Annotated in this window: 31 protein-coding genes; 13 read left to right on the plus strand and 18 right to left on the minus strand. The window is 42.4% G+C overall.

The window, feature by feature from the left end:
- Positions 1-57: 57 nt before the first annotated feature.
- Positions 58-1248, plus strand: coding sequence for an NAD(P)/FAD-dependent oxidoreductase (locus ACFQWC_RS14825; protein WP_299743508.1), 1191 nt, complete (start codon positions 58-60; stop codon positions 1246-1248).
- 17 nt (positions 1249-1265) lie between these two features.
- Here the strand turns inward: ACFQWC_RS14825 and ACFQWC_RS14830 are convergent, their stop codons facing one another.
- From ACFQWC_RS14830 to ACFQWC_RS14850, 5 genes are read right to left on the minus strand one after another with little or no spacing between them, the layout of a single operon-like run.
- Positions 1266-1901 carry a Crp/Fnr family transcriptional regulator gene (locus ACFQWC_RS14830; RefSeq protein ID WP_299743505.1) on the minus strand — a complete coding sequence of 212 codons (636 nt, stop codon included), beginning with the start codon at positions 1899-1901 and terminating at the stop codon, positions 1266-1268.
- Positions 1898-3040: a peptide-methionine (R)-S-oxide reductase MsrB gene (gene msrB, locus ACFQWC_RS14835; protein ID WP_377108207.1), complete on the minus strand. Its 1143-nt coding sequence runs from the start codon at positions 3038-3040 to the stop codon at positions 1898-1900. Before msrB ends, ACFQWC_RS14830 begins: the two co-directional genes overlap by 4 nt.
- Positions 3037-4089, minus strand: a complete 1053-nt coding sequence (locus tag ACFQWC_RS14840; RefSeq protein ID WP_299743500.1) for a sensor histidine kinase — start codon at positions 4087-4089, stop codon at positions 3037-3039. Before ACFQWC_RS14840 ends, msrB begins: the two co-directional genes overlap by 4 nt.
- Positions 4079-4786: a response regulator transcription factor gene (locus ACFQWC_RS14845; protein ID WP_377108209.1), complete on the minus strand. Its 708-nt coding sequence runs from the start codon at positions 4784-4786 to the stop codon at positions 4079-4081. Before ACFQWC_RS14845 ends, ACFQWC_RS14840 begins: the two co-directional genes overlap by 11 nt.
- 13 nt (positions 4787-4799) lie before the next feature.
- Positions 4800-5318, minus strand: a complete 519-nt coding sequence (locus ACFQWC_RS14850) for a DM13 domain-containing protein (protein WP_377108211.1) — start codon at positions 5316-5318, stop codon at positions 4800-4802.
- A 163-nt stretch (positions 5319-5481) separates the two neighbouring features.
- Between ACFQWC_RS14850 and ACFQWC_RS14855 the strand changes: the two genes are divergently transcribed.
- The 3 genes from ACFQWC_RS14855 to ACFQWC_RS14865 all read left to right on the plus strand — a co-directional run bounded on the left by ACFQWC_RS14855 (position 5482) and on the right by ACFQWC_RS14865 (position 7664).
- Positions 5482-6570, plus strand: a complete 1089-nt coding sequence (locus tag ACFQWC_RS14855) for an MBL fold metallo-hydrolase (RefSeq protein WP_299743492.1) — start codon at positions 5482-5484, stop codon at positions 6568-6570.
- A 69-nt stretch (positions 6571-6639) separates the two neighbouring features.
- Positions 6640-7182 carry a DUF6944 family repetitive protein gene (locus tag ACFQWC_RS14860; protein ID WP_299743489.1) on the plus strand — a complete coding sequence of 181 codons (543 nt, stop codon included), beginning with the start codon at positions 6640-6642 and terminating at the stop codon, positions 7180-7182.
- A 209-nt stretch (positions 7183-7391) separates the two neighbouring features.
- Positions 7392-7664 carry a spore coat protein gene (locus ACFQWC_RS14865; protein ID WP_299743486.1) on the plus strand — a complete coding sequence of 91 codons (273 nt, stop codon included), beginning with the start codon at positions 7392-7394 and terminating at the stop codon, positions 7662-7664.
- Positions 7665-7775: 111 nt separating this feature from the next.
- Here the strand turns inward: ACFQWC_RS14865 and ACFQWC_RS14870 are convergent, their stop codons facing one another.
- The 3 genes from ACFQWC_RS14870 to ACFQWC_RS14880 form a co-directional block, all read right to left on the minus strand.
- A complete protein-coding gene (locus ACFQWC_RS14870) occupies positions 7776-8753 on the minus strand; it encodes an LLM class flavin-dependent oxidoreductase (RefSeq protein WP_377108214.1) in 978 nt (325 codons plus the stop codon).
- 221 nt (positions 8754-8974) lie between these two features.
- Complete coding sequence (locus ACFQWC_RS14875) at positions 8975-9823, minus strand: VOC family protein (protein WP_377108216.1); 849 nt, start codon at positions 9821-9823, stop codon at positions 8975-8977.
- 15 nt (positions 9824-9838) lie between these two features.
- Positions 9839-10240, minus strand: a complete 402-nt coding sequence (locus ACFQWC_RS14880) for a DoxX family protein (protein ID WP_299743476.1) — start codon at positions 10238-10240, stop codon at positions 9839-9841.
- 152 nt (positions 10241-10392) lie between these two features.
- Between ACFQWC_RS14880 and ACFQWC_RS14885 the strand changes: the two genes are divergently transcribed.
- A complete protein-coding gene (locus ACFQWC_RS14885; protein WP_299743473.1) occupies positions 10393-10707 on the plus strand; it encodes a winged helix-turn-helix transcriptional regulator in 315 nt (104 codons plus the stop codon).
- Between the two features lie 7 nt (positions 10708-10714).
- Here the strand turns inward: ACFQWC_RS14885 and ACFQWC_RS14890 are convergent, their stop codons facing one another.
- The gene (locus ACFQWC_RS14890; protein WP_377108218.1) at positions 10715-11725 is read right to left on the minus strand and encodes a nuclease-related domain-containing protein; all 1011 of its coding nucleotides are present in this window, start codon (positions 11723-11725) and stop codon (positions 10715-10717) included.
- A 292-nt stretch (positions 11726-12017) separates the two neighbouring features.
- Between ACFQWC_RS14890 and ACFQWC_RS14895 the strand changes: the two genes are divergently transcribed.
- Positions 12018-13226, plus strand: a complete 1209-nt coding sequence (locus ACFQWC_RS14895; RefSeq protein WP_299743467.1) for an MFS transporter — start codon at positions 12018-12020, stop codon at positions 13224-13226.
- Between the two features lie 100 nt (positions 13227-13326).
- On the opposite strand, the gene ACFQWC_RS14900 is transcribed toward ACFQWC_RS14895, so the two are convergent.
- Positions 13327-13482, minus strand: a complete 156-nt coding sequence (locus tag ACFQWC_RS14900) for a DUF1540 domain-containing protein (protein WP_082051198.1) — start codon at positions 13480-13482, stop codon at positions 13327-13329.
- Between the two features lie 143 nt (positions 13483-13625).
- On the opposite strand from ACFQWC_RS14900, the gene ACFQWC_RS14905 reads away from it, so the two are divergent.
- Positions 13626-13901 carry a hypothetical protein gene (locus tag ACFQWC_RS14905; protein ID WP_299743462.1) on the plus strand — a complete coding sequence of 92 codons (276 nt, stop codon included), beginning with the start codon at positions 13626-13628 and terminating at the stop codon, positions 13899-13901.
- Between the two features lie 42 nt (positions 13902-13943).
- Here ACFQWC_RS14905 and ACFQWC_RS14910 read toward each other — a convergent pair whose 3' ends face one another.
- The 3 genes from ACFQWC_RS14910 to ACFQWC_RS14920 all read right to left on the minus strand — a co-directional run bounded on the left by ACFQWC_RS14910 (position 13944) and on the right by ACFQWC_RS14920 (position 16555).
- On the minus strand, positions 13944-14705 hold the full coding sequence (locus ACFQWC_RS14910) for a hypothetical protein (protein ID WP_377108221.1): 762 nt from the start codon (positions 14703-14705) through the stop codon (positions 13944-13946).
- Between the two features lie 17 nt (positions 14706-14722).
- Positions 14723-15190, minus strand: coding sequence for a flavodoxin (locus tag ACFQWC_RS14915; protein WP_299743456.1), 468 nt, complete (start codon positions 15188-15190; stop codon positions 14723-14725).
- Positions 15191-15352: 162 nt separating this feature from the next.
- On the minus strand, positions 15353-16555 hold the full coding sequence (locus tag ACFQWC_RS14920) for an MFS transporter (protein ID WP_377108223.1): 1203 nt from the start codon (positions 16553-16555) through the stop codon (positions 15353-15355).
- Positions 16556-16732: 177 nt separating this feature from the next.
- Between ACFQWC_RS14920 and ACFQWC_RS14925 the strand changes: the two genes are divergently transcribed.
- The gene (locus ACFQWC_RS14925) at positions 16733-17161 is read left to right on the plus strand and encodes a MarR family winged helix-turn-helix transcriptional regulator (RefSeq protein ID WP_299744006.1); all 429 of its coding nucleotides are present in this window, start codon (positions 16733-16735) and stop codon (positions 17159-17161) included.
- 27 nt (positions 17162-17188) lie between these two features.
- Complete coding sequence (locus ACFQWC_RS14930) at positions 17189-17944, plus strand: sugar phosphate isomerase/epimerase family protein (protein WP_299743450.1); 756 nt, start codon at positions 17189-17191, stop codon at positions 17942-17944.
- A gap of 41 nt (positions 17945-17985) precedes the next feature.
- On the opposite strand, the gene ACFQWC_RS14935 is transcribed toward ACFQWC_RS14930, so the two are convergent.
- On the minus strand, positions 17986-18966 hold the full coding sequence (locus ACFQWC_RS14935; RefSeq protein ID WP_377108225.1) for a zinc-binding dehydrogenase: 981 nt from the start codon (positions 18964-18966) through the stop codon (positions 17986-17988).
- Between the two features lie 131 nt (positions 18967-19097).
- Here ACFQWC_RS14935 and ACFQWC_RS14940 point away from each other — a divergent pair, with 131 nt between their 5' ends.
- Positions 19098-19475, plus strand: coding sequence for a winged helix-turn-helix transcriptional regulator (locus ACFQWC_RS14940; RefSeq protein WP_299743447.1), 378 nt, complete (start codon positions 19098-19100; stop codon positions 19473-19475).
- 41 nt (positions 19476-19516) lie between these two features.
- Here ACFQWC_RS14940 and ACFQWC_RS14945 read toward each other — a convergent pair whose 3' ends face one another.
- Positions 19517-20407 (minus strand): TIGR01777 family oxidoreductase, encoded by an 891-nt coding sequence (locus tag ACFQWC_RS14945; RefSeq protein WP_299743444.1) that lies wholly within the window; start codon positions 20405-20407, stop codon positions 19517-19519.
- Positions 20408-20799: 392 nt separating this feature from the next.
- On the minus strand, positions 20800-21741 hold the full coding sequence (locus ACFQWC_RS14950; protein WP_377108228.1) for an arginine deiminase family protein: 942 nt from the start codon (positions 21739-21741) through the stop codon (positions 20800-20802).
- Positions 21742-21870: 129 nt separating this feature from the next.
- Here ACFQWC_RS14950 and ACFQWC_RS14955 point away from each other — a divergent pair, with 129 nt between their 5' ends.
- Positions 21871-23190: an amino acid permease gene (locus ACFQWC_RS14955; RefSeq protein ID WP_377108230.1), complete on the plus strand. Its 1320-nt coding sequence runs from the start codon at positions 21871-21873 to the stop codon at positions 23188-23190.
- Here the strand turns inward: ACFQWC_RS14955 and ACFQWC_RS14960 are convergent.
- Together ACFQWC_RS14960 and ACFQWC_RS14965 are read right to left on the minus strand one after the other, a co-directional pair.
- On the minus strand, positions 23187-23930 hold the full coding sequence (locus ACFQWC_RS14960; RefSeq protein ID WP_377108232.1) for a YqcI/YcgG family protein: 744 nt from the start codon (positions 23928-23930) through the stop codon (positions 23187-23189). The genes ACFQWC_RS14955 and ACFQWC_RS14960 overlap by 4 nt on opposite strands.
- Positions 23931-23994: 64 nt before the next feature.
- On the minus strand, positions 23995-24624 hold the full coding sequence (locus tag ACFQWC_RS14965; RefSeq protein ID WP_377108234.1) for a LysE family transporter: 630 nt from the start codon (positions 24622-24624) through the stop codon (positions 23995-23997).
- Between the two features lie 146 nt (positions 24625-24770).
- Between ACFQWC_RS14965 and ACFQWC_RS14970 the strand changes: the two genes are divergently transcribed.
- Both ACFQWC_RS14970 and ACFQWC_RS14975 read left to right on the plus strand, forming a co-directional pair.
- Positions 24771-25403, plus strand: coding sequence for a spore coat protein (locus ACFQWC_RS14970; protein WP_341356928.1), 633 nt, complete (start codon positions 24771-24773; stop codon positions 25401-25403).
- Positions 25404-25526: 123 nt separating this feature from the next.
- Positions 25527-26021: a L,D-transpeptidase family protein gene (locus ACFQWC_RS14975; protein ID WP_299743429.1), complete on the plus strand. Its 495-nt coding sequence runs from the start codon at positions 25527-25529 to the stop codon at positions 26019-26021.
- Positions 26022-26060 lie beyond the last annotated feature (39 nt).

Here is a 26060-nt window from a genome sequence, read left to right on the forward strand (position 1 = left end):
TAAAGGGAATGGAATATGAACATAATTTAAATATCGCTACTTATTGGGGGAACCAAAATGGATCTGCATAATGGCCGCTTGTATTGGCCAACTACATTAAAAGATAAAAAAAGAAGCTTTGATAAACATTATGATGTAGCCATTATCGGGGGAGGAATGTCCGGGGCATTATGTGCCTATTCACTTACAGAAGCGGGTTTGAACGTTGCAATCATTGAAAAGCGGAGTATGGCTTCAGGGAGTTCATCCGCTAATACAGGATTACTGCAATTTTCCAACGATATCATGCTACATGATCTGATTGATCAAATTGGAGAAAAGAAAGCTGTCCGTTTTTATAAGCTATGTATGGAAGCGATCGGAAACCTTGAACAAGTCGCAATGAATTTACCAGTGTCACCTGAATTTATAAGGAGAAAAAGCATCTACTATGCGAGTACTACCCGACATGTATCTAAACTAAAAAAAGAATATAAAACACTAAAGGAACATGGCTTTCCAGTAGAATATTGGTCTAAAAAAGAAATCAAACAGCGATTGCCTTTTTCAAAACCGGGAGCTTTGATTACCCTTGGAGATGCCGAGGTAAATCCTTACCGATTTGTGAACGGCATAATCGACTATTTAAAGGCAGGTCAAAAGACAACAATCTTTGAAAATCTTGAAGCTGGCTGGGTAGAAGAGGATGCTGACGGTGTCAACATTCATACTTCTGAAGGTATTATTCAGGCATCCCACTTGGTCCATGCAACCGGGTATGAAACCCCTCCGATCGATAAGAAAATTGGCACTGATATCAATCGATCTTATGCCATTGCCACTGAACCCATTGAAGATTTATCCCAATGGCATGAACGAGCTCTGATTTGGGAGACAAAACGTCCTTACTTATATATGCGCACCACAGTGGATAACCGAATCATCGCAGGAGGATTGGATGAAGATCCACCTCACGCACCTCAAAGTGAGAAGAAAATAGAAAAACGCGGAAAACAAATTGAAAAAGAGGTTCAAAAACTATTTCCTGACCTCACTATCAAAATGGACTTTGCGTGGGGAGCAAGCTTCGGAGAGTCATTGGACAACCTCCCTTATATCGGTAAGCATCCTGAAAAAGAACGAACATATTACTTATTAGGATACGGTGGGAACGGCACGGTTTATAGTATGCTTGGGGCTCACATCCTCCGTGACCTCATATTAAACCGTCCAAACCAGGACGCAGACATCGTTAGATTAGACAGGTGAAAATAAGGGACGGACCGTTAAAGGTCCGTCCCTCCCATCACAAGATAATGCTTATCTTTTTTTTGGAGGTGTCCTTCTGTTATCAGCTCTTTTGTGAGACTGGTGACCGTTTCTCTTGTAGAGCCAATGAAGCTTGCGATGTCCTGGTGGGTAAGGGGGACCGTTATTTTCATGAATCTCCCCTGTTTTTCTCCAAAGTTCTTCATGAGGAATGACATGAGATAAAGGATCCTTTCTTTGACGGGTGCGTGCATGATGCGTTCGAGGAACATGTTTCGTTGTTTCATATGTTGATTGAAGGTGAAGAAGAGCTCTGCAAGAAAAGCAGGTTTCGTTACACTTAAGCTATCCAGTTGTTTATGGGAGATGACTGTTAAGATCGTGTCATCGCTAGCTTCTGCATAAACTCCCTCGTCGTCTAAGCTGAAACACGCTATGTTACTGAAGAATTCTCCCTCACCCAGCATGGTGAGGATGATTTTACGTCCATCCTCACTGTTTTTATATAGCTTTACTTTCCCTGTTTGAATCCTGTACAGATTTTTACTAAGTGAAAAAGGTTGAAAGATTACTTCTTTTATTGAGTAGTTTACGAGCTTTCCAGGAAGATCACTGATGGCTGAAGCAGATCGTACTGAGGTTGCTCTATTCAAGACGACTCCCCCTCCATTTGTTCAAAATGAGAAACGAACTCCCCGTAGCCTTGTTCTTCCAGCTCATCTTTCGGGACAAATCGAAGGGCTGCTGAATTCATGCAATATCTTAAACCTGTTGGCTCTGGACCATCATCGAACACATGACCCAGGTGAGAATCGGCGTGTTTACTCCTTACCTCCATCCGCACCATGAATAGCGTGCGATCTTCCACTTCAACAATGTTCTCCTCAACTAGGGGCCTAGTGAAACTGGGCCAGCCGGTCCCGCTTTTATATTTATCTTTTGAGCTGAAAAGAGGCTCTCCTGAAACGATATCCACATAGATCCCTTCTTCTTTGTTGTCCCAGTATTCATTATCAAATGCTTTCTCGGTCCCGTCTTCCTGGGTCACTTTGTATTGGATATCTGTAAGTCTATCTTTTAATTCTTCGTCTGTGTAGAAAGGATAAAGGGGCTTCGTATCCAGCTTGATGTTCCGGTCTTCTCCCCAAGCTTCATCAAGGAAGTCATCCCTTCCTGAGTTGTTTCGGTAAAACTTATAGCTTAATTCATTTTTCTTATAATAATCCTGGTGATATTCTTCCGCTTTGTAAAAGGTTTTAGCAGGTTGGATTTCTGTGACGATTTCTTCTTCAAAGCGCCCAGAGTCTGCTAATTCCTGCTTTGATCGCTGTGCTATATTCTCCTGTTCTTCATTATGATAGAAGATACCACTCACGTATTGTGGGCCCCGATCGACGAATTGGCCACCGTTATCGGTAGGATCGATTTGTCTCCAGTAAACTTTCAATAGCTGCTCATACGTAATGACTTTAGGATTATATTCAATTTGAACGGCTTCCACATGTCCTGTCTGTTTCGTAGATACTTCATCATAGGTTGGATTCTTTTCCTCACCGCCTGTGTATCCGGAAATGACGGAATACACGCCATCCAGTTTTTCAAAAGGTGGTTCCATACACCAGAAGCATCCTCCTGCAAAGGTCGCAACCGCATGTTCTTCATCCACCATATCCAGCTTTACCGGCTCACTTCCCAATGACTTCTGGGTCATGCTTGCATACAGTTTAGGACCGAAAAAAGCCGCCAGACTCAATAGGAGTACCAGGCCGATTCCCATCATCACTTTTTTCATCGTCTCTCCTCCTTACTTATTTCTAAAGGTAACCTGAACCAAAAGGTGCTGCCCGACTTACCATCACTTTCGACTCCGATATCTCCACCATGAAGTTCAACAATTTCTTTGCAGATGGAAAGTCCTAATCCAGACCCTCCACTTGCTTTATTTCGAGACTTCTCCACCCGGTAAAAACGTTGAAAAATCGATCCCTGCTCTTCAAGAGGAACTCCTTTTCCTTCGTCTGTAACCGAAAACCTCATCATCCCCCCACCTTTGACAGCCCTAATATACAGCGTCGTTTGGTCAGGCGAAAAGGATAATGCGTTTTGTATTAAGTTGGTCATCACCCTTTTTATTTGAACAGGCATTAAAGAAACAAGGGGCAAAAGGTCATCATATTCCACTTTCACTTCAACATGCTTCTCTTGTAAAACCCGTTCAAACTGCTGAATGGTTTCGATCAGGAGTTTATCGATTGGTGTCGGATGTGGATTCCATGGCAACTTCCTGTTTTCCAACTGTGAAAATTCCAATACCTCTTCAATTAAATGACCCAGTTTTTCTGTTTCTGACAAAATGGTTTCGTAATATCTCTTTCGCGCTTCCTGATCTTCGATAATGTCATCGTTTAAAGCAGCAACAAAGGAATGAATCGATGATAAAGGTGTTCTGAGATCATGGGAAACATTCGCGATCAGTTCACTCTTGAACTTCTCTGATTCCCTTATTTCGTCGAACATTGCTTCTATTTTAGTGGACATATGATTAAAGTTAGCAGCGAGCTCTTTGATTTCCTGAGGTCCGCCTTCTGTCACCTTCACATCAAAGTCACCTTTAGCCATCCGCTCTGCTTCTTTGCTCATCTGCTTTACAGATTTTAACAAAGGCGATGTGATCATCAAATTCACTGCAAAGGAAAGGATCCCCGCCCCAAGTGTAATAAGGGAAAGCAGGATGATGATATTGGTTGAGATAAACATCTGAACATACGAGATTGTGAGAAATACTAAGATTACGGAGAGAGAAATCGTGTTGGCTAAAATAAGGAGGGTTCTAATTTTCATAGTGCTGCTGCCCCTCAAACTTATAACCTATTCCCCACACGGTTTTTATCCATTGCGGCTCAGAAGGATCTTCCTCTATCTTTTCTCTTAACCTGCGAATATGAACATTGATCGTATTGGCATCACCCAGATATTCATACCCCCATAAGGTTTCGAGCAGTTGGGACTTGGAGAACACCTGTGAAGGATGCTCTGCTAACAGGGTTAATAAATCGAATTCTTTCACAGTCATGTCAATTTCTTTCCCGGCCGCGACTACTTTTCGTTTATCCCGATCAATAAGTAAGTCTTTCCACTTAAGAACTTCCCTTTGAGCTTCCCGTTTTGGAGTGGTATTGGTCCTTCTTAATACGTTTTTGACACGGAGCAATAATTCCCGGGGACTGAAAGGTTTGGTGACATAGTCATCCGCACCTATGGTCAACCCATAAATCCGATCCTTCTCCTGTCCCAGAGCTGTCAGCATGATGATGGGGGTATCACTGTCTTCCCTGATCTTTTCAGCTGCCTGCCACCCATCCATTTCAGGCATCATAATATCCAGGATCACGATGTCCGGTTGGAATGTATGGTACCGTTGGATTGCTTCAATACCGTTAGAAGCAGTACTCACTTCATACCCATCCCTCATGAGATACCGAGCGCATACATCCACAATATTTTCTTCATCATCTACTAACAGGACTTTGTTTACCATGGTTTACTCTCCTTTACATCGCCTTACCTAATTCAGCACGACCGAAATCCACATTAAATTGTTTACACCATATCACAATCTCCATTCCTGATGATGCAGAATGACCTCCTGGAATCTCGTAATTTTGATTGCCTATGTTCCCCTTCAATTTACCCAGGGAAATTCCTTCTTTGGTTTTCTGACCTTCCTCTACTAAGTAAACGTAAAGATCCGGTCCATTGGTCACTTCAAAATTTTCCAATCGGATATTTTTATCTGATATACTCACTATCCCTTTTGCCTCGTGATTTTCATCTGCTCCCTGAAAGGTTCCGACTAATTCATTTATTTTCATTGTATCGTTTGTCATTTCGTCTGGCGAAGATGAATCGGTTTCTTTCATAGTATGCTCTCCCTGGTCTTTCATAATGGATCCGGAAGACGATGAAACTGGCTCTTCGTTCACGACCTTATCCATAAACAATGGGGAGATCAGCCACCATCCTACTCCCAAAGCTCCTGCTATAGCTATTCCCATCATCCATCTTTTCATTGAATCATCCCCTCACTATGATTAACGATAGTTTACTAAACAAACCTTATGGATTTTTAACGGAAATCTTAATTATTTCTTAAATGTGGCGCCGACTTCATTTTGGACAGTCACAAGCTAATCTGAGATAGTTAAAGATATCGAATGAAAAGGAGCAAAATCCATGCTACTATTTATATTTTTGCTGATCGCTATGATTGTGATTGCCTTCCTGGTTCTCCGATTCTACCCCGCATTTGGCAAGAAGCCTTCCCTTGAACGCGTTCAATCATCACCTCAGCATTCAAAAGGCTCATTTAAAAATCCCATTCCAACCTCTATGGATACCAGCTTTTCCACGTCTCTTACAATGATTCGGGATCTTATGAAAAGAACTGGTAACCGTAAACCTGATCGCGATATTCCAAGTGTTGGATTTCCGTCCTTTGACCATCCTCATTCCGTCACGAATGTAACCTGGTTTGGACATTCAGCTTCTCTCGTTGAAATGGATGGAAAAAGACTACTTCTTGATCCAATGTTTGGTCGTGCGCCATCCCCGTTTCCATGGATAGGAGGAAAACGGTATAGCAAAGAGCTTCCTTTTGAAAAAGATGAACTGCCTTCCATCGATGCTGTAGTTTTTTCCCATGATCATTACGATCATCTCGATTATGGCACCATTCGAAAGCTTCGAGGCAAAGTGAAGCAGTTTTTTGTTCCCATCGGAGTAGGGAGTCATCTTGAGAGATGGGGAATCCATTCTGATCACATTACAGAGCTTGATTGGTGGGACGAGGTTGAGTGGAATGGTCTTACTCTGGCTTGTACCCCGGCAAGACATTTTTCCGGCAGAAGCTTACATGATCGTAATGCTACCTTGTGGTGTTCATGGTGTCTCATCGGGAACTCCTCCAAAATCTTTTTCAGCGGAGATAGTGGCTATGGACATCATTTTAAAGAGATTGGCAGTGTATACGGGCCATTCGATTTGACCTTGATGGAATGTGGTCAATATGATCCCAGGTGGGCACCGATTCATATGCTCCCAGAAGAAACTGTACAAGCCCATATTGATGTGAAAGGGAAGCAGCTTTTACCCATTCATTGGGGAGCATTCACGTTATCCTTTCATGAATGGACCGATCCGATCAAACGTGTGACAAAATGCGGTGCAGAACACGGGGTTCCTGTTGTTACTCCAAGGATAGGGGAAACCTTTCTTGCTGGAAATGATTCTTACCCTACATCCAAATGGTGGGAAACAACTTAAATGCATCATGAACAAACGATCGCCTAGTTGTATACACTATCTAAGAACCGTAAAGTAGGCGATTATACTATGAGCAAAGAACAAAAAGCCACATTCGGAGCATGGGTTGCTGCAATCGGAACGGTCATTGCCGCTGTTGGCAGTACCCCTATTAAGAGCATTCCAGAAGATACTTTAAACTCGTTCAATCTCGTAGGAAATGAACTGCAAGCAACAGGAAATGCTTTAGAGGCAGATGCAATAGATGACTTTACCCTGACGAAAGCAGGGAATCAAATTCAAGCTATTGGAAACGTAACCGTTATAGCCGGCATACTCATTAAGTTTAACGATATTACGAAGCAAGAGCTGAACATTAAAGGAAATCTTCTCCAGGCATTAGGGGGAGGGGCTGCACTTGCCGATTCATTTGATGAAGAACATACGTTAGAAGAGCTATATTCTATATACGGTAATCTTCTCCAGATTATTGGTAATTCCCTTCAGGCCATCGCTGGAATCCTCGAATTAAATGAAAGAGACAGCGGTAATATTAATGTGGCGGGAAGCTGGATCCAAGCAGTCGGTGCGATCATTTCCGCATTAGTTCAAACAAAAGAGTCATCCTCATAAAGTTGTTTTACATACTCATTATTTGTTATTTGAGATGTAGAGCAACTAGGTTAGCTGCTCTATATTTAGATAAAGAGGAATTGTGTTCCTCCTACTCAAAAAATCCACATAGGCCTATTTCCCTAAAATCTCTCTATATAGGTTAATGCCCATACCTTTTTGTTTGAGGGCGAATATTCATAACCATAGATAGAGAGGAGGTTTATGCTATGAATGATTTTCACAATACCGGTTATGAAACATTTGTGGATTACAATGATATACGCCGCCCCATCGGACGCGTGGGGTTTGGAAGACCTGGATTCGGCTTCGGGGGATTTGGAAGACGCCCGTTCGGATTTGGATTTAACCCGTTTTTAGGAGGACTTGCTGGTGGACTGCTGGGAGCCGCCCTTTTAAGTCCTATCGGTTATGGTTATGGTTATGGATACGGATATCCACCACCTTATTATGGTTATCCTCCTTATCCCTATTATTATTAATAAATTCATACCAAAAAGGAGCCAGTGCACTTATTCACCGTACACTGGCTCCTCTTTATTAAAACCTTGATTATTCCTATATTGGAGTAGTCACTGCAGATTTTTTGAAGCCTAAAGGACAGCCTCAGCAATGAGCTCATATGATCTTACTTTATCTTCAAACTTGTATACATTGGTAATAATCATAAATTCATCTGTCTGATAGATTTCACTCAGCATATGAAGCTCCTCCCTCACTTTTTGAGGTGTCCCTATAATGGCTCGCTTTCGATTTTCCTTCACTTTTTCTTTTTCCAACTCTGACAGCGTTCTTGCTTTTACTTCTTCCTTGGAGGGAATTCCCGTGTCTCTTCCCTTTTCTACCGATAACAGCCACAAATCTTGAGTGAGGGCAATTTCTTCAGCTTCTCCTTGCGTTGGAGCACAGACGATAAAGATACAAACATTGCTCTTAGGTTGGGATAAAGACAGGGAAGGCTGAAAATGAGAATGATAATAGTCCAGAGCCCTTTTCCCATTTACAGGATTGATAAAGTGACCATATGTGAAAGCGGTACCCTGCTCAGCAGCCACGCGTGCTCCCCTATGGGTGATTCCTAATATCCAGGGAAGCGGGGGCCTCGTCACTTTTGGATAAGCCTTGACTGCTTGCTCATCCGAGTGATGTAAATAAGCTTGAAGCGCTTCCACCTGACCCGGAAACTCATTCATACTCTTCTTCAATCCATCCGTCAGAGCCAGACGTGTCTCATACGAACCACCAGGCGACCGGCCGATTCCGAGATCGATTCGATTGGGAAAAAGGGTCTCCAATACATTAAAGTCCTCCGCGATTTTGTAAGGGCTATATTGCGGAAGAAGTACGCCACCGGATCCGACCCGAATCGAACTCGTCATAGAAGCAATATGAGAAATTAACACTTGAGGAGCAGAACCGGCAATCCCATTCGTATTATGATGCTCTGCGACCCAAAAACGTGTATACCCGAGCTCCTCGGTTCGCTGCGCAAGAGTCACCGTATTTTGAAACGCCGTCCGCGCATCCTCCCCCCTCGAAATCACAGACTGATCCAATACACTCAACTTCATTTGATGCCACTCCCCTGCAATCTAGATATCACTTAGTATGTCCCCATCATTATCACACGAATTTCCCATCAAATAAAAAACCTTGCCTGAGGGACGGACCTTGGAACATAAGAGTGCAAACGAATTTTCGTGTTGCAGGATGGATTTAACGCTTTGGAATAAGACTTTCGATGATAATGTGCAAGAGGGACGGACCTCATTTGAGGTCCGTCCCTCTTGCCTTACAAGCTTAGATAGATTCGGTTGCCTGATGGGTCTTCGGTCAGGAGTTTTCCTCTTTGTTCCTGGATGGTTGCTCCTATGGATTCCAACTGGCGGATGATGGTTGTTCGTTTTTCTTCTGATGGAAAATGTAAGGTGAACCAGTTAAGACCGACACTGTTTTCAGCTGGTCTCGGAGCCCCGACCCCGTTCCAGGTGTTCAGTCCGATATGATGATGGTATCCACCTGTTGATATGAATAGTGCCTGATTTCCAAATCGACTGACTACATCGAAGCCAAGTCCCTCGCCGTAAAATTCTTCAGTTGATTTTAAATCTGAAACATGCAAATGGATATGCCCCATAACGGTGCCGGCAGGAAGCCCATCCCACGATTGTCCATCGGCCTCAGCCAATATTCCCCGTGCATCGATCGGATCGACGGCCATCTCTACTTGATTTCCATTCCATTTCCAGTCAGATGAAGGACGGTCCCTATAAATCTCAATTCCATTTCCATCAGGATCTGATAAATACAGTGCTTCACTAACAAGGTGGTCAGATGACCCCAGTTGTATATTCAGCTTAATAAAATGATCTAATATTTTTCCAAGATCTGTTCTATTCGGCAACAACAGGGCAAAGTGGTACAAACCTGTTGTTCTGGCCTGCTTAGGTGTCACATCTTCAGGTTGCTCCAGAGATAATAGTGGGTGTATGCCATCTACCGTGAGAGTCGCTCTTTTATCTGTTCCTTCCAACAATTTAAATCCAATTACTTCTTGGTAAAAGTCAAGAGATCGCTCCAAGTTTTCGACTTTTATATTTACTTCCCCAACAAATGTATGTGGTTCTTTATGAAAGTTCATCTTTATTCCTCCCATTCATTCTGACTGTGAAAACTTCTGATCTATTGAGAACAATGACTCCTTAGCCACGACAAAATAGATTGAGATCGCAAGCAGGGCTAAATCCAATTCATATCCTGCCATCTGCCCATTTCCTAAGAAACCAGCAGCTAATTTCACTTTTACGATTGCTCCTGCCATGACGAACGCAAATAGTACTGCAACAATCCGTGTACCAAATCCCAGGATCATCGCCAGTCCGCCGACCAACTCAATGATTGCGACTGCATATGCTGTAAATCCCGGCAGCCCTAAGCTATGAAAGAAACCGGCCGTATTTTCAATCCCTCCCTGAAACTTAGTCAAACCGTGAATAAAAAAGGTGCTTCCTAGAAATATTCTTAAAATAAATGCCCCTATTAAGTGATTCTGTAACATTGTATATTCTTCCTTCCTTTTTGTTATTTTATTAAAGTTAGTTACTTTATGTAACTTATATTATTTTAATAACTATGTACTGTCAAGTAATTAAATTACTAAAATGTTGGTGATGTGGTATACTAGTTACAAAGAAGGAGGCGCCTGACAGAGTGAAACAATCAGAAATTTGTCCAAGGTTCGAAAAAGCAATCGGCATCTTAAGTCAACGATGGACAGCACTCATCATCTATCAATTGCTTTCCGGTCCACAACGAAACTGCACCATCAAAGACGCAATCGGCATCAGTGGCAGACTTCTCTCAGAGAGATTAAAGGATCTTGAAGAAGAAGGAATCGTAAAACGAGACGTTTACCCTGAAACACCAGTGCGTATAGAATATTCTTTAACGAAAAAGGGTTACTCTTTAGAACCTTTAATGAAAGATATAGAGAAGTGGTCCCAGGAGTGGATTGAGAAGGAATGAAAACTCGTCAGGTTATTGGCGGGTTTTTTTGTTTGTGTTTTCGGGGTGGGCTTTCATCGAATAATAGGATGTATTGTGTTCCTTTTTTGGTGCCTGTTGTGGGGAGATTTAGGGATTGGAGGAGTCTTTTTGCAACATGAGAAGAATTGATTTTCAAAAAATTTCTTAGTTCCGCGTTATTTATTTTAGGACCAATCAAAAGTTCATAGTCTTTGAGGGCTTGGATGTGAGCATTAATCTTTTCATTTTTACAATTCATACAAAACCATTTGCCATGTTTCCTTGCTAACGGCCGATAATTGCACTCTTCACATATGACCCCCTTTAATAGCTCACCCTCTGTAATGTTAAATCTCTCTAAGACAGAGAAATCAGGCTCTTCGTGTTGTCTTTTTAAGCTACGAATGATTTTTTTAATTTCTTTAGGCGCGGCCTTCTCTTTTCGAAGAGAGTTCTCAATATATCTCACCTTGTCCAATAGAGAACTTCGATGGATGACGATTTTTTGAAGGGTTTTGTTATCTGGAGAGGTTTTAATGATAGTCCGATCGTTGCCCATGACTACGCAAGAGAAAACGGGGATGGAGGGCAATCCATTCTCTTTTAACCATTTCAATAGCTGACTTTCTTGTCGTTTGATTTGGATCGTAGGGTCCGGTAAAGCTGACTCAAATCCATCTTTTGTTTGAATAAGTTGATTGAAGATAGGGTCGAAGTAAGCAGTGCCAGCAAGGTATTTGACTTCAATATTGAGGATGAATTTGGTTGTAATGAGTAGGGTGTCGATTTGAAAAAAGCTATCTTTGCAGGGTAATCTGAGATCGTGGAGAATGTAGTATTTTTTAGGGTCTAAAAAGCTTAAAGTGTAATCTAGTGCTTTCTCTCCTTTGAATCCTGCCATTCTTTTACCAAGTTCTTCGGATATCAGAAGGAGTTTAGGGTGGTTGAGGGGAAGTCTGCGGAGTAAAGCTTGTAAAATCAGGATGATTCGAGGTATTATTCGTTCTTTTTCGATCATTTTATCACTCCAATCGGGTTTTATATTACATGTATTCTCCTTGAACTGCAGAAAATCCTGCTTCGAGATGGTGGATTCGAATTTTTATCAGCGAAATATTATATTTATCAGCGAAATTCACGATTTATCAGCGAAATTCCCATTATATCAGCGAAATCTCAATTTTATCAGCGAACGCCCTTTTCCTCGAGATACCCTCCCCTTACCACACCAAAAAAAATCATTCCCATTCCCCTCCACCCATAGTATATTTAGAGAAGCGAAATAAATTGACTGCGAGGGACGGACCTATATGTGGAAAAATAAAAATGTATGGATATTATTGATAGGTGAATTTATAGCAGGTCTCGGATTGTGGTTAGGGATTATCGGTAATCTGGAGTTCATGCAGGAAAAGGTGCCTTCTGATTTCCTAAAGTCGGTGATTCTGGCTTCTGGACTGCTTGCGGGTCTTGCTGTTGGACCTTTAGCCGGCAGGATAACGGATCAGGCGAATAAGAAAACGGTGATGCTTATCTCAGGCTTCACCAGGGCATTAAGTGTTGTTTTCATGTTGATTGCGATCAATACAGGCTCGGTGCTGTGGATGGTCGTTTTCTTAGTGAGCATTCAAATTTCTGCCGCGTTCTATTTCCCTGCTCTCCAAGCCGCCATCCCCATGGTGGTGAAAGAGAAGGAATTGCTTCAAATGAATGGGGTCCATATGAATGTGGCCACCCTTTCAAGAATACTTGGTACGGCGTTAGCTGGAATTCTATTGGTGGTTATCTCCTTATCGATGCTCTACCTATTATCATTAGTGGCCTATTTAGCACTATTCGTCATGACCTGGTTCCTTACAATTGAAGAAACGTCAACTTCCAAACAGCAAGGTGAAAAAACAAAAGGGGCGGGCTTCAATGAAGTATTCCCTGTCATTAAAGGGCTGCCCATCGTATTTATGACCCTTGTGATGACGTTGATCCCCCTGCTGTTTATTGGTGGATTCAACCTGATGGTTATCAACATCAGCGAGCTACAGGATAGCTCAGCTATTAAAGGTTGGATCTATACCGCCGAAGGGATTGCCTTTATGACAGGTGCTTTTGCTGTAAAGAAAATGGGTGAAAAGGTGTCACCCTACAAAATCTTATTCTTCTTCAGTTTCGTCATCGGCATTGCGCAACTGCTCCTTTATTTTGCGACCAGCCCGTTTTTATCTGTGCTGGCATTTACTGTTTTTGGTTTTGCAGTAGGATGCTTTTTCCCGACGGCTGCCACGATCTTTCAAACGCGGGTGCCAAAAGAATTTCACGGCCGTTTCTTTTCGTTTAGAAACATGCTCGACAGACTGATTTTCCAAGTTGTGCTCCTCTTGACAGGACTGCTATTGGATCTTGTGGGACTGCAGATCATGACCGTATTATTCGGATGTTTATCCCTCTTTATGACAGGACTTTTTTACTCAAGATATCGACAGCTTAGAACGACCACTTTATCGGAACAGGCTGTTAATCAATGAGAAGCTCACAAAAGTGAGCTTTTTTTGTATAAGAATGAGAATTATTATCAATACTATATAAAAAGAAGACAACCACGCCTATGGTTGCCTTCTCTCTTCATTACATACCAGGATCAAATGTTTTACAATCCGTTTCTTCACTGTTGTGGGCTTTGTTTCCTTTGTGACTGACAACGAAAATCTGGTCGGCAGAGCACTTTTTGCCTTCACGGTTGTATTTGCAGTTGCTTACTTCACATAGTACGTCTTGAGCCATTTTCAAACACCTCCCTTATTATCTTTAGAGTGTACTTTCCCCCCCTGTTTCATACCTGATTTGTGGATAAGAATCATCATATACCTGAAGCTTTCACCATATAATCAAAGAGATATGTTTGATATGAAGGGAGAATCTTTAGTATGGAGCAGAGGCGTCTTTACCATGTTCAAAATCTTGCATTTGAAATCATGGATCAAATGAATACGGATAATGAATGGAAGAGGACAGATCATTTAAAGCATGTGATCGATCATTTATCTCGTGCAATTGGTAGTCTTACAGATCCATCAGGGACTTTCTCTATTGATTATGTTGAAGAAAAAATTGCCACCGCCCATTATATATTGTTTAAAAACGAGAAAAAAGTCGCCCGAATACATTTTGATAAACAATCAGCATCCGCTTTAATTGAATGAGAAAGAGGACTTACCGAAATACGGTAAGTCCTCTTCTTCTGTTTAATGCTTCTTTTGAAAAAGAAATTCTATTTCATTGTTTGCACAAACCTCCACAAATGGACAGCTCAAACATACTTCCCCATTCGGTTTGGTACTGGATGATAGTGGTGCAGACAGCATATCTTTTAATTTCTCTATGTAAGACAAACCTTTCTTCATTTCTATCTGAGAAGGGGAATGGACGAATTCTTCTCCATTTAACAAGGAAACGATTCTTATCGACGAAGGAAGTCTTCCAAAAGATCTTTCACAGAAAACCACCGTCAAATAATAATACAAGGTAATCATTTCGTGATTTGTATCGACAAGATACTTGGTGACTGTAAACGATTCTTGTTCCCATTCTGCCACTTCTATCGTGAGGGATAAGTGAGTTTCAAGCTCTTCGAAGTATTGTTGAAACTTTTCATTAGTAAAAAGAGGTGGTAATGTCCCATAGTTCTGAGTTAAGTCCTGCATTAAATAATCCGTCACTTTCGCCACCACTAAGTAATAATCTATCTTTGAATCAAAGATGTTTGTTTTAACAGAGGAAAGGTGCTTCTCAATGATTTCAAGTGCTTTGATGGGCGTCCTCATTTTGACGGGAAGCATAAAGAAGTCCTTCACTACCTGGTTCACAATGAACTGCATAACCTTTTTCCATTCAACTTTACTTGCTTCTTCACGCTGGATGTAGTGATAGTAAAACTTGTGGGGACAATTGATGAATTCTTTTAGATGTATATCCGATAATGTTTTAATCGAAAGTGAATAGTTCACGAATGCCTCTCCTTTCTCTAGCCTTCTTGTTTACTGAACAAGAGCTCACTAGCAAATGTGCGCCCAAATTCTTTACACGCCTCCACATCTTCATCCTCTGGTGTTAATTCCACTTTCAAACCATTATGAATCAAACGGGCTCCTCTTTCTTGCAATTTCTCATTTAATAAATCCACCGCTGCCCCGTACTTAGGATAAAAAGAATCACAGGACCCGAAGCTTGCGGCAATCTTAAACGTTAAATCCACATCGTCCATGTCATCGTAAAACTCCTCAACTTCATAAGGGAGTTCTCCATCCCCCCAAGTATATGCACCTAACAGGATTCCTGCATATTTCTCAAGGACCTGAACATTCGGGCAGTCATTTATATCAATTACATCGATTTCAGCTCCGGCTTCCTTCACACCTGTCTCGATGGCCGTCGCCATTTCTTCTGTATTTCCACTCATGCTTGCATAGATCATAATTATTTTTTTGGTCATGATAAACCTCCATCGCACACCTAATTGATAATAATTATCATTATCACTATATGTAAACCATACAAACTTTCCTTGTATTTGTCAACAACTAATTGAAAATTATTCTCAATTAGACAATAAAAAAACATCCCTCTCATGAAGGATGCTTTCCTACTCATTTATCTACAATTCCAATACGCCCGCTTTCTGATTTTCAACATGATTCTCATGTATGGTTGCTTTATAAACCACTATCGTGACGAAAATCACTCCACTGCAAATGATATACAAAGCAGAAAATCCAAGCTGAAACGAAAAGACTCCCAACACAAACGATCCCACGGCAATCCCCAGATCGTAAAAAATAAAGAATGTTGCGGTCGCATGCCCCGTCCTTTTTTTTGGTGCGGCCTGTATGGACATCGTCTGAAAGCTTGGAAGAAGTGCCCCATATCCGAGTCCGATGAGTGTTCCAGCAATCAATAATAGAACGACGGAATGTGTGACACTCAACAAAATCAACCCAATGGCAAAAATAAATAAGGATGGATAGATGACTGCATCCGGTCCTGATCGGTCGAATAAACGTCCTGTAAATGGGCGTGAAAGCAACATGGCCGCTGCGAAAACAACGAAAAATAAGCTGACTGATTCAAATAAACCGATGGATTTGGCGTAGACCGAAATAAACGACATGATGCCTGAGTATGCAAATGAGGTTAAAAATCCTACAAGTGCAATCGGGATCGCTTTAACTTCCACCAAATCCTTAAAGGTTAAGCGTCTGGAGTCCATTGTTTCAACCACATCCCCCTCCATGACCTGAATGCCGAAAGAACAAATGAATCCAATGACTATGACGAATGCAAGCCCCAAGAACAAGGTCGTATATGGAATCCACTGAATAAGGGCTAACGAAATGAACGGTCCGACGACAACAGCCAAGTTCATCGACATAGCGAAGTAACCCAGCCCTTCTCCCTTCCGATGAGGGGGAATCATGTCTGCGGCGATCGCGACTAAAACCGTCGAGCTGATACTAAACCAAATCCCATGAAAAAAGCGAAGCCCCATTAACAGATAAAAATCATTGACCCAAAAGTACAAGAATGAGGAGATGCCAAAAAATAAAACGCTGATGATGAGCGTTTTGCGTTTCCCTAACCATTCAATCATTTTACCGGAAAATGGTCGGACAATGATCGCTGATAATAAAAAGATGGTAGTAGCGAGTCCTGCCTCCCCTTCCGTTCCTTGAAGTTCATCGATCACGTAAAGGGGCAGGACCGTTAACAACGAATAAAATACAAGAAATATAAGAAAGTTGTTTACTAGTGCCATAAAAAATGGTCGTGTCCATATAGTTGATGGAGTTGAATGACTCATAAAATTCTCCTTCGTTTAATTAGTTGTTATACTAATTATATCCACAACAAGTATATTTGTAAATGTAGTTGTTGTGACAAGTAATTTCGTTTTCTTTTATTAAACCTCTCTAAAACCCTCCATTTCATGTATGATAAAAGGAAGAAAAATTGAATGCAGTAGGTGAAAACAGTGACTATGTCCCGCGATGAATCTATCGGCTTGTACACGAGCCATACAGTGAAGAATATTATTCGATTCCTTACCCTGCATCTGAAGGAATTTGATGTTACGCCCGAACAGTGGACGGTTCTAAAGCGCTTAGCGGAACAGGATGGAATCAGTCAGAAAGAACTTGCCATCAAATCAGAAAAAGATCAGCCAACCCTGACGAGAATCCTGGACATCTTGGAACGGAAAGAACTGATATACAAACAGAGGAACCTGGAAGATAGAAGGTCATTTTTAATTTTTATCTCGCAGAAAGGCATGTCTGCCAAGGATGAGCTGTCCCCTTTTATAGAAGGTTTATACGACGGAACGATTCTTAAAGGTATATCGGAGGAGAATTTAGAAGTATATAAGAGCGTCCTTTCCCAAATGAATGAGAACATTTCAAGAAAATAAAAACCATTACGTAATAGGAGTGTGACCATGAAAAAAATACCGATTGCCCTGCAAATGTATACTCTGCGAAATGAAACGGAAAAGGATTTTACAGGGACACTTCAACAAGTGGCCGGGTTGGGATATGAGGGTGTTGAGCTGGCCGGCCATGGCGGGTTATCCGCGAAAGAACTTAAGGGCACACTCGATAGTTTGGATCTCCGTGTCGCTTCAAGTCATATTCCTCTCTCTGAACTGAGAAACGATGTCCAGAAAGTGATTCATGATCAATTGGAGCTGGGCAGCAGCTATATTGTCTGTCCTTATCTTCCACCTGAAGAGAGAACAGAGAAGCATTATGTTCATTTGATTGATGATTTAAATTCAATTGGGGAATTATGTTTTAACGAAGGGATCACCCTTTGCTATCACAATCACGATTTTGAACTAACCACCCTATCGACGGGAAAACCGGCACTGGAAATGATTTTGAATGAAACGAACCCTCACTGGGTAAAGGCAGAGTTTGATATTTACTGGCTGACCTTTGCTGGAGAAAAGCCGGTGGAATGGTTGAAACGATATCAGGGACGAACCCCTCTTGTACATTTGAAAGATATGACGTTGGACGGGGAACGATTTTTTGCTGAACTGGGAACGGGAGGTGTGGACCTCGCTTCTGTTCTCGACTATGGTATCCATAGTGATGTGGATTGGTGGATCGTCGAACAGGATCAGTCCAGGATTTCCCCTATTGAAAGCGTCAGGATGAGTTTGGATTATTTGCGTCAAAACAACATATAATGTAAAAAGGAGAGCCTGACCAACAGGCTCTCCTTTTTACATTATATTATTTTGGCCACTATTTTCCCTTTCACATGGCGTTCTGATAAACGGCTCAATGCTTTAGGAACTTCTTCAAGTCGGATGGTTTCTTTCAGCATCGCATCTAATTTTCCTTGTTCCAATAAGGACAGCATGTCAACCCCGATGACGGCAAAATCTTTCTGAGCGATGACATCATTTGATTGGTGTGCTGCCGCCAGGGCAATCTCATGGTAAGAAACCACTTTAGTGAATGATTTGATTTTGGTGAAATCAGGCGCACCAGCAATGTATACCATGTGACCCATGTATGCCAGAGCATCTAGAGAGTCTGTTGCACTCTGTCTGCTGACCGCGTCCACCACGGCATCCACTCCCCGTCCATTGGTTATTTCCAACACTTTTGCATTCACGTCTTCTTCACGATAATCGATGACGAAATCTGCCCCGAGGGATTTTACATATTCATGATTGTGACCGGAAGCAGTGGATATGACAGTCTTACCTGCAAGTTTCGCAAGCTGCACGCCAAACCCTCCTACTCCACCGGCACCGCCATGGATCAGAATTGTATTTACCTGATCGAACGGTAATTTACGATGAAGTGCCTGATAAGCTGTGTAACCTGCCGTCGGAAGAGCCGCAGCATCTTCAAATGACACACTTTCAGGAATGCGTGAAACGGTATGCGCATTGATAATCGCGTATTCCGCATAGCCTCCTTTTTTGGTAAAGTCACCGTGGTAAACGACTCGATCTCCCTTCTTCCATTCGGTCACTCCCTTACCTGTCTCTACTACCACTCCTGCCACATCAAGACCGAGAATATGCGGATAGGACCAGGCAGGCATCCCATTGGTCGCTGTCTTATAATCAACCGGATTCAACCCGACTGCATGGACTTCCACAAGAAGTTCTCCCTTTTGTGGCGAAGGTGTTTCGATTTCCTCCACCTTCATGTCTTTCCATAAACCTTTATCGTGTAAAAGTAATGCTTTCATATCTATTCATCTCCCATTAGAGTTTATAATTAATTTTTGTATATGGTATATAATATATACTATATACTTGTTACACAAGCAGGCACTATTTAGTATCCTAGTTACCGTTTAGAAACCAAGGAGGTACTCAAATGAAACAACTAAACCCCGAATACCAATGCGCCATTGACTTGGTCATCGATGTTATAGGAGGAAAATGGAAAGTACTCATACTGTGGAATTTAAACGAAGGGGTGAAGAGATTTAACGAATTGAAGCGTTCTCTCCCGAACATCACTCAAAAAATGCTTACCCAGCAGCTTCGGGAGCTGGAAGAGCACGGCCTGGTCACGCGGACGGTCTATCAGGAAATCCCGCCGAAGGTCGAGTATTCTACGACAGATATGGGGAAGAAGCTGCAAACAACTCTTTTTGAAATGTGTAAATGGGGCGATGAGTATGCGGAGCAAAAAGGGATCGAGATGAATCGCTGTTGGACGACTTATAATTTTATGGAGAATAATCAGTAGCACTAAAAAGGACTTGTCACAGAAGACAAGTCCTTTCATGATTATTTGGATAGAATCTGCCTGAGAGCCTTTTCCAATGTACCATATTGAAAAACGAATCCTGCTTTTTCCAACCGTTCCGGAATGACCCATCTGCTTTTCAGGACCAGTTCGGTTTCTGTTTTGATTAACAAGGCACCTGCTTCAAGCATCCATTTAGGGGTCGGGAGCCCTATCTTCTTGTTCATAACGCTCCTTACGTGTGCCATCAATTCACGGTTGGTGACTGGATTTGGAGATGAACAGTTAAACACTCCATTTAACTCCTTCTCTTCATTCAGAAAAAGAATGATCTGAAACAGATCTTCTACATGGATCCAACTGAATCTCTGATCGCCAGGCCCCTGCACACCTCCCAGACCAAATTTGACCAGATTCTTATATGGTGTCATCACACCGCCATCCGGCCCTAATACGATGGCGATTCTCAAAGCCGCCTGCCTGGTTGCTGGTAATGAAAAAGAGAAGAATGCTTTCTCCCATTTTTTTGCTACTTCAACAGAGAAGCCCGTACCGATATCTCCATTTTCCTCCGTCATGGGCCGGTCCTCTGCATGACGATAAATCGTTGCAGTGCTGGAATTGATCCATAAAGGAGGTGGATTCTGACACTGTAGAAGGGCATTCCCCAATATTTTCGTTGTTTCCGTCCTGGACCTGAAAATTTCGTCTTTATTTTTTTCATTGTAACGGCAGTCGACTGATTTTCCTGCAAGATTGATGAGCATATCCGCATCTTCTAATGACTGAACAATGTCATTGGGACGATCCCAGGAAACATGGGGAGACTGTCTTGAAATGATGGTCACTTTATAGCCCTTCTCAAGGAATTTCTTTTGAAGATACTGGCCGATAAAACCTGTTCCCCCCGCTATGACGATTTTCTTTTCCACAGTATCAACTCATTTCATTTGTGAATTTCTTCACATTTATCATACCAAATCCTGTAACAAAACCAAACTGAATCTTTCCTTATTCCACCATGTACCTGAACACATGAACAACTATGTAAACTCGTTTTGGTAATGGAGGAATTCGCAAAATAAAACAGAATGGAATTCAGTTGGACTAATTTTTTCCCTTACAAACAAAGCCTGCGATCAGATTTAAGATCGCAGGCTTTTTCCTTTTTAAAAGGTCTTGAAGCAAAGGTTTGTCAACTCTATATTCCCTACAGTATTCAACATCTTTTCCCAGGAAATGATGTCGGTTGACCAAGGTTGGTGTCGTTAAAATACACTTTATGTATTTTTCAGGATAACCAATATATGTGATTTTCTATCCGTTATCCCCGCTCGAAAGGCAGCGTCATGCACCTGATCCCACCACCGCCCTTTTCAAGCTCATTCACATCCACTTCAATCAAATTCTTGCCTTTCAATTTCGGGTGATCTTTCACTATTTTTTTACTCGCTTTCGTGCTTACCAAAAGGGTTTCGGGGTCAAGATTTAAGAAATTAATATCAGCAACCGTATGCTTTACGTCATCTGTCCATAGAACCTCAAAGCCCTGGCGCTTAATAAATTCCTCCATCATCACATACCGGCCACCCTTTTCACCGATGATTTGTACTGGGAAAAGTCTCATATAACTCTTCGCAATGAGCAGGTCTGACCCGGCCACATTGCAGTTCATATCCAAATGCATGGTTTCCCCCGTTCGAGGTAGATCGATGATTCCAATCTCAGAAAATCCTGCTTGAAAGACTTTCTGCTTTATCTTCTCTATACTTTCAATACTTGTACGCATTCCCGTATTGATAAAGACAGCATCCTTATTCAAAACGAATACATCACCGTTTTCCAATGCCTTCAAACCATTATTATCGCTGATTGAAAACGTCTTTTCGTCCAACCACGATTGAAACAGCTCATGACTATGAATGTATTCAGGGGCTCTCATTGTAATCCCCGCATCTCCTGGAATCACAGTATTTCCGTACACACAGGCCAAATCGCGTACAAATACCCGGTTGATCAGCTGGTGATTGAGTGCAGCTTTCTCACCCGTCAGGTATTCAGAGTAATTAATGACCGTTACCCCCGCGTCTTCCATCGCCCTGATCATTCCCACGTGGTTTTCTTGAGCTTTTTCCTGGTTAACAGGCTTCTCCCATCCCACATAATCCGCGGTTCTTTGATCGGGTACATCCGATGTAGAAGGCGAACACACCAACACCGTCTTTAATTCTCCATGTTCACTCCAGCAATTCGGATTAATCTTCAAGATGATCCAGCCTCCTTAGTTTCAGTCATCCTTACTTTTTCCTTTCCCATGGAAATCATTCTGTTCGCTTCACATAATTCATGAGCCCCAATGTCAAACTATGAAGGTTAAAGGTCAGGTGAAAAACGTATGAGTAAGTGTACAAATCAAACAAATCTATCATGGTGGCAGCTTTCCTTGATTGGAGTGGGCTGTATCATCGGAACAGGGTACTTCCTGGGGTCAGCCATCCCCATTCAAAAGGCGGGCCCCTCCGTTCTGATTGCCTATTTAGTGGCCGGAATTGGAACATGGATGGTGTTTCAGGCCCTTGCAAAGTTAACGGCCCATCATCCTGAAAAGGGGTCCTTCCGTACTTATGCAAAGCAGGCTTACGGATCATGGGCAGGGTTCAGCAACGGCTGGGTCTATTGGTCGGCAGAAATGCTCATCATGGGGAGTCAACTAACCGCTCTTGCTCTCTTTGCCCAATTCTGGTTTCCTGCTATTCCTCTGTGGATCTTCACCGCAGTATTTGCAGGTCTTGGATTATTGATTATCCTGATGGGTGTGCAGAAAGTAGAGCAAATGGAGAATCTGTTTGGAATCATGAAAGTAGCGGCCATCGTGATGTTTGTCATCATCGCTTGTGCTTCCATGTTCGGGTGGCTAGGAATCGGTGGGGCGGCTCAGCAGCTTCAATCTCCATTAAAAGAAGTTCTTCCACAAGATGGGAAAGGGCTTTGGCTCGCCCTTCTTTTTGCCTTTTATGGATTTGGAGGAATTGAAGTGATGGGTTTAATGGCTCAGGAGCTCAAGGATCCCAAGGAGGCACCAAAGTCCGGGAATATCATGCTTCTCATTTTAACGATCCTTTATCTTTTATCCTTTTATCTCGTATTAAAGCTCGTTCCTCTCGGCAGGATTGATTCGAATGAAAGTCCATTTCTTACGGCCCTTAAACAATATGACCTTCCCTGGGTCCCGCATGTATTCAATGCCATTCTGATTATTGCCGGGTTCTCCACCATGGTCGCTTCTTTGTACGCGGTCACGACGATGCTCGTGGCATTGGCAGAAGAAGGAGATGCTCCGAAGGTTTTCGCCAAAAAAGGGAAAATGAAGGTTCCCCTGCCTGCTTTCGGACTCACCACCCTGGTTGTCGCTCTTTCGATTGTGATTGCCATGCTCCTGCCGGATAAACTATTCGAGTATGTCACTACAGCGGCGGGGCTCATGCTCCTTTACACATGGATATTCATTCTCGCTTCCTTTCACAAGCTGATGAGCAAAACCGGTTGGGACCGCATCCAAACACTCTTTGCTCTCACTCTCATTTTATTGGCCATCAGCGGTACACTACTTGATCATGTGAGTCGCATAGGGTTCTTTGTAAGCATCGGATTCATCATGGTGATTGCGATAGCGACATTCATAAAAGGAAAAAGAGCTAAAGCCGGAACGCTTTAACTCTTGATTTTCTTTTGGCTTAAAAATGGACATTTCGAAAGTGAAGAATCGTCGTCACTAAGATAATATTGTTTCCATTCGTAGTTATCTTCCTGCCCATACCATTTCAGGCTTGGATGCGGCTCTGCCTCATCATATTCAATAAGACGCTTCCGAATGACTTTCTTTAATTTCTGTCCGAATGCAGTGGAAGAGTTAATTTCATCAAACACCCATCGGGGCTGGAAGGCTACAAGAAAGTAGGGAAAGTGACGGCTTTTCCTTACGATGTGAGCCGGTGTTGCACAGAAGGCAAAATACGGTTCACCCTCAAAACAAAACTCCCATGTATGATGATGGGGATCCTTTGCTATACCGTCCGGCCAAGGTGTTTCATCTAATTCATGTATCCTATTTAATAGAGTCCAGAATATATGTTGATACGAATCAATGGAATGGCTGTCTTCCCCTATTCCTTCTGAATTAAAAAACACGACAAGAGATGCGTAAGTCCCTGTATCCCTTGAGATTTTTCCATATTGTTTGAGCAAGCCCGCCAGCTCTTCAGATGCCGCTTCATTCCTCGGATCATCTGCAAAGCCGAAACGTAATGTATCTGACTGAAAGCCTTGTTTTCCAGGCACACATGGATAGGGATGATGTTCGTCGGACATCACAGCCGAGAAATGATTATAGGCTGATTGCTGCCAGTTTGTAAGTTCATCCATGTGTTGATCGATCCAACTTTTCGAACGTAACATATAGCCGATCCCTCCTAAAGATTACACATTTATCCTATTAGGAGGGAGCCTTATGGGTGTCTGTCTAGCCGAACAATAAACGGCAGGCGTTCACACCAAAATAAATACCGAATCCCATCAAGATGAATCCGGAAATGATGGAGATCAATCGCAGGATCCGGGGACTGACCAGCTTTCTCGCACCCGTCGCAACACTTGCCATCGTCAGGTCCCAAAGTGTGATCCCGAGAAATATCCCCATGCTATACAGAAATAGTTGCCCCGCTTCATAAGAGCTTGAAGTCTGAGCCAGAATAGAACCATAGATTCCTAGCCAGAATAAAATACTTAATGGATTTGAAATTGCCATAAAAAAGCCTGTACGAAACGCTTTCCCTTTCGTTTCGTATAGATCACCACTTGAGGATGAGGTGAGGGAACCCGACTTTAAGATGCTTTCAATCCCAGTATACGTCAGGACAAAAAAACCAAAGGCCCATAAAAATAATTTTATCAACGGGGTATCAACGAATTGAGCCAGTCCAAAATAAATGAGGAGCATAAATACTCCGTCCGCCACCATGCCGCCTACTCCCACAAGCCAGGCGTGGAAGAACCCGAAGCGAATCCCCTTGTCCAATTGAGCGGCATTAATCGGTCCCATGGGTGCAGACAGAGATAATCCCAAAACGATATAACTCAGAAATATACTCATTCTAAGACCACCTTCAAAATGACTTCTTCCTATTGTATTCGGACAGGCCGGTGAGTATTAAACCATTCTGGGGTGAAGAAATACATAATTGACAAATATGTGGTTATTCTAATCAACGATGTCACTTAAATAGGAGGAAAACACTCATGCAAAATCAACCTAATATGCCGCCTCAACCGGGAACTCAAATGCCACCCAATATGATGAATAACCAAAGTAAAGATCATGGTGGCCATGAACTATTTGATGCCCACGAAATTATTGCCGGGATCATCAGCATGCTGGATCAGTATCAAATGTATGATCAACACATCCAGGATCCTGAACTTAAGGATATTCTAAAGAGGCAGTCAACTTTCGTGACGACTATGTATAATACGATTGTGGGAAGCTTTTCTACAGGGCATGACCCTGCTGTACCAACCCAACAATACAAAATGACCCAATCCCACGCCACTACTTATGGGGTAAAACCAGGAACACCCAAAAAACCAAACCAATCCGTCAATGAGCTTTCAGATAAAGGCTTGTCTGCTTATATGCTTGGACAAACGAAATCTCTGGCCACCCTGCTTGCCATGACGGCTCTTGAAATGACAAATCCCGTATTACGCCGCGTTGTGGCAGACAGTGTACCGAACTTCATTGAAATGAGTTATGAGATTTTCCTCTATCAAAACAAGCATGGCTATTATCAGGTTCCTCAGCTAAATGAACAGGATATGACGCTTATGCTGCAAAGCTATACGACAGTTCCACAGCAGACCCCCCCTCAATAAGCTGCTATTTACGCCTGCGCCTTCTTTGGATGCAGGCTTTTTTATGTCCCGGCTCGTCTGATGAACCGACTTTTTCACATGTACATAGACTAAGAAAGAAAGTGAAATTGGGAGGTGTTTGAGTTGGTACACACAGTAAAGACAGGAGAAACACTTAGTCAGATATCAAGGGACTACCGGACTCCCTTGGCCGTCATCCTTAATGCTAACCCAGGTATTGACCCAGATAATATTTATCCCGGACAAACGATCACCATACCGGGGATTCCTGACGCTACTGCGAATCCCTACCGTATTCAAGTCTCTGTTAACAACCGCTGGCTGCGTTTATTCAAAGACGGCATCCAAATCAAGCAGTACCCCATTGCAGTGGGTAGAGTACTCTTCGAAACCCCAATTGGGGAATTCATCATCATTAATAAAGCACCGAATCCCGGTGGCCCCTTTGGAACGATGTGGATGAGTTTATCAAAAGAGAGTTATGGGATCCATGGGACAAATGACCCCAGTTCCATTGGGAATGCCGTGTCCAGAGGGTGTATACGCATGTATAATAAAGACGTTGAGGAGTTGGCAGGCCTCATTCCGATCGGTACACCTGTGTTGATCAGTCCATAGAAGAAGTGTATAGGGATGCCTATACACTTCTCCATTTGG

Origin of the sequence: Rossellomorea sp. GCM10028870 (genome assembly GCF_042666755.1) — a bacterium.
Lineage (GTDB): Bacteria > Bacillota > Bacilli > Bacillales > Bacillaceae_B > Rossellomorea.

Excerpts from the sequence above, each read along its gene's own strand:
- ACFQWC_RS14825 (WP_299743508.1), top strand. The coding sequence starts at position 58 with ATGGATCTGCATAATGGCCGCTTGTATTGGCCAACTACATTAAAAGAT.
- msrB (WP_377108207.1), bottom strand. The coding sequence starts at position 3,040 with ATGAAAAAAGTGATGATGGGAATCGGCCTGGTACTCCTATTGAGTCTG.
- ACFQWC_RS14840 (WP_299743500.1), bottom strand. The coding sequence starts at position 4,089 with ATGAAAATTAGAACCCTCCTTATTTTAGCCAACACGATTTCTCTCTCC.
- ACFQWC_RS14845 (WP_377108209.1), bottom strand. The coding sequence starts at position 4,786 with ATGGTAAACAAAGTCCTGTTAGTAGATGATGAAGAAAATATTGTGGAT.
- ACFQWC_RS14850 (WP_377108211.1), bottom strand. The coding sequence starts at position 5,318 with ATGAAAAGATGGATGATGGGAATAGCTATAGCAGGAGCTTTGGGAGTA.
- ACFQWC_RS14855 (WP_299743492.1), top strand. The coding sequence starts at position 5,482 with ATGCTACTATTTATATTTTTGCTGATCGCTATGATTGTGATTGCCTTC.
- ACFQWC_RS14860 (WP_299743489.1), top strand. The coding sequence starts at position 6,640 with ATGAGCAAAGAACAAAAAGCCACATTCGGAGCATGGGTTGCTGCAATC.
- ACFQWC_RS14865 (WP_299743486.1), top strand. The coding sequence starts at position 7,392 with ATGAATGATTTTCACAATACCGGTTATGAAACATTTGTGGATTACAAT.
- ACFQWC_RS14870 (WP_377108214.1), bottom strand. The coding sequence starts at position 8,753 with ATGAAGTTGAGTGTATTGGATCAGTCTGTGATTTCGAGGGGGGAGGAT.
- ACFQWC_RS14875 (WP_377108216.1), bottom strand. The coding sequence starts at position 9,823 with ATGAACTTTCATAAAGAACCACATACATTTGTTGGGGAAGTAAATATA.
- ACFQWC_RS14880 (WP_299743476.1), bottom strand. The coding sequence starts at position 10,240 with ATGTTACAGAATCACTTAATAGGGGCATTTATTTTAAGAATATTTCTA.
- ACFQWC_RS14890 (WP_377108218.1), bottom strand. The coding sequence starts at position 11,725 with ATGATCGAAAAAGAACGAATAATACCTCGAATCATCCTGATTTTACAA.
- ACFQWC_RS14895 (WP_299743467.1), top strand. The coding sequence starts at position 12,018 with ATGTGGAAAAATAAAAATGTATGGATATTATTGATAGGTGAATTTATA.
- ACFQWC_RS14900 (WP_082051198.1), bottom strand. The coding sequence starts at position 13,482 with ATGGCTCAAGACGTACTATGTGAAGTAAGCAACTGCAAATACAACCGT.
- ACFQWC_RS14905 (WP_299743462.1), top strand. The coding sequence starts at position 13,626 with ATGGAGCAGAGGCGTCTTTACCATGTTCAAAATCTTGCATTTGAAATC.
- ACFQWC_RS14915 (WP_299743456.1), bottom strand. The coding sequence starts at position 15,190 with ATGACCAAAAAAATAATTATGATCTATGCAAGCATGAGTGGAAATACA.
- ACFQWC_RS14920 (WP_377108223.1), bottom strand. The coding sequence starts at position 16,555 with ATGAGTCATTCAACTCCATCAACTATATGGACACGACCATTTTTTATG.
- ACFQWC_RS14925 (WP_299744006.1), top strand. The coding sequence starts at position 16,733 with ATGTCCCGCGATGAATCTATCGGCTTGTACACGAGCCATACAGTGAAG.
- ACFQWC_RS14930 (WP_299743450.1), top strand. The coding sequence starts at position 17,189 with ATGAAAAAAATACCGATTGCCCTGCAAATGTATACTCTGCGAAATGAA.
- ACFQWC_RS14935 (WP_377108225.1), bottom strand. The coding sequence starts at position 18,966 with ATGAAAGCATTACTTTTACACGATAAAGGTTTATGGAAAGACATGAAG.
- ACFQWC_RS14940 (WP_299743447.1), top strand. The coding sequence starts at position 19,098 with ATGAAACAACTAAACCCCGAATACCAATGCGCCATTGACTTGGTCATC.
- ACFQWC_RS14955 (WP_377108230.1), top strand. The coding sequence starts at position 21,871 with ATGAGTAAGTGTACAAATCAAACAAATCTATCATGGTGGCAGCTTTCC.
- ACFQWC_RS14960 (WP_377108232.1), bottom strand. The coding sequence starts at position 23,930 with ATGTTACGTTCGAAAAGTTGGATCGATCAACACATGGATGAACTTACA.
- ACFQWC_RS14965 (WP_377108234.1), bottom strand. The coding sequence starts at position 24,624 with ATGAGTATATTTCTGAGTTATATCGTTTTGGGATTATCTCTGTCTGCA.
- ACFQWC_RS14970 (WP_341356928.1), top strand. The coding sequence starts at position 24,771 with ATGCAAAATCAACCTAATATGCCGCCTCAACCGGGAACTCAAATGCCA.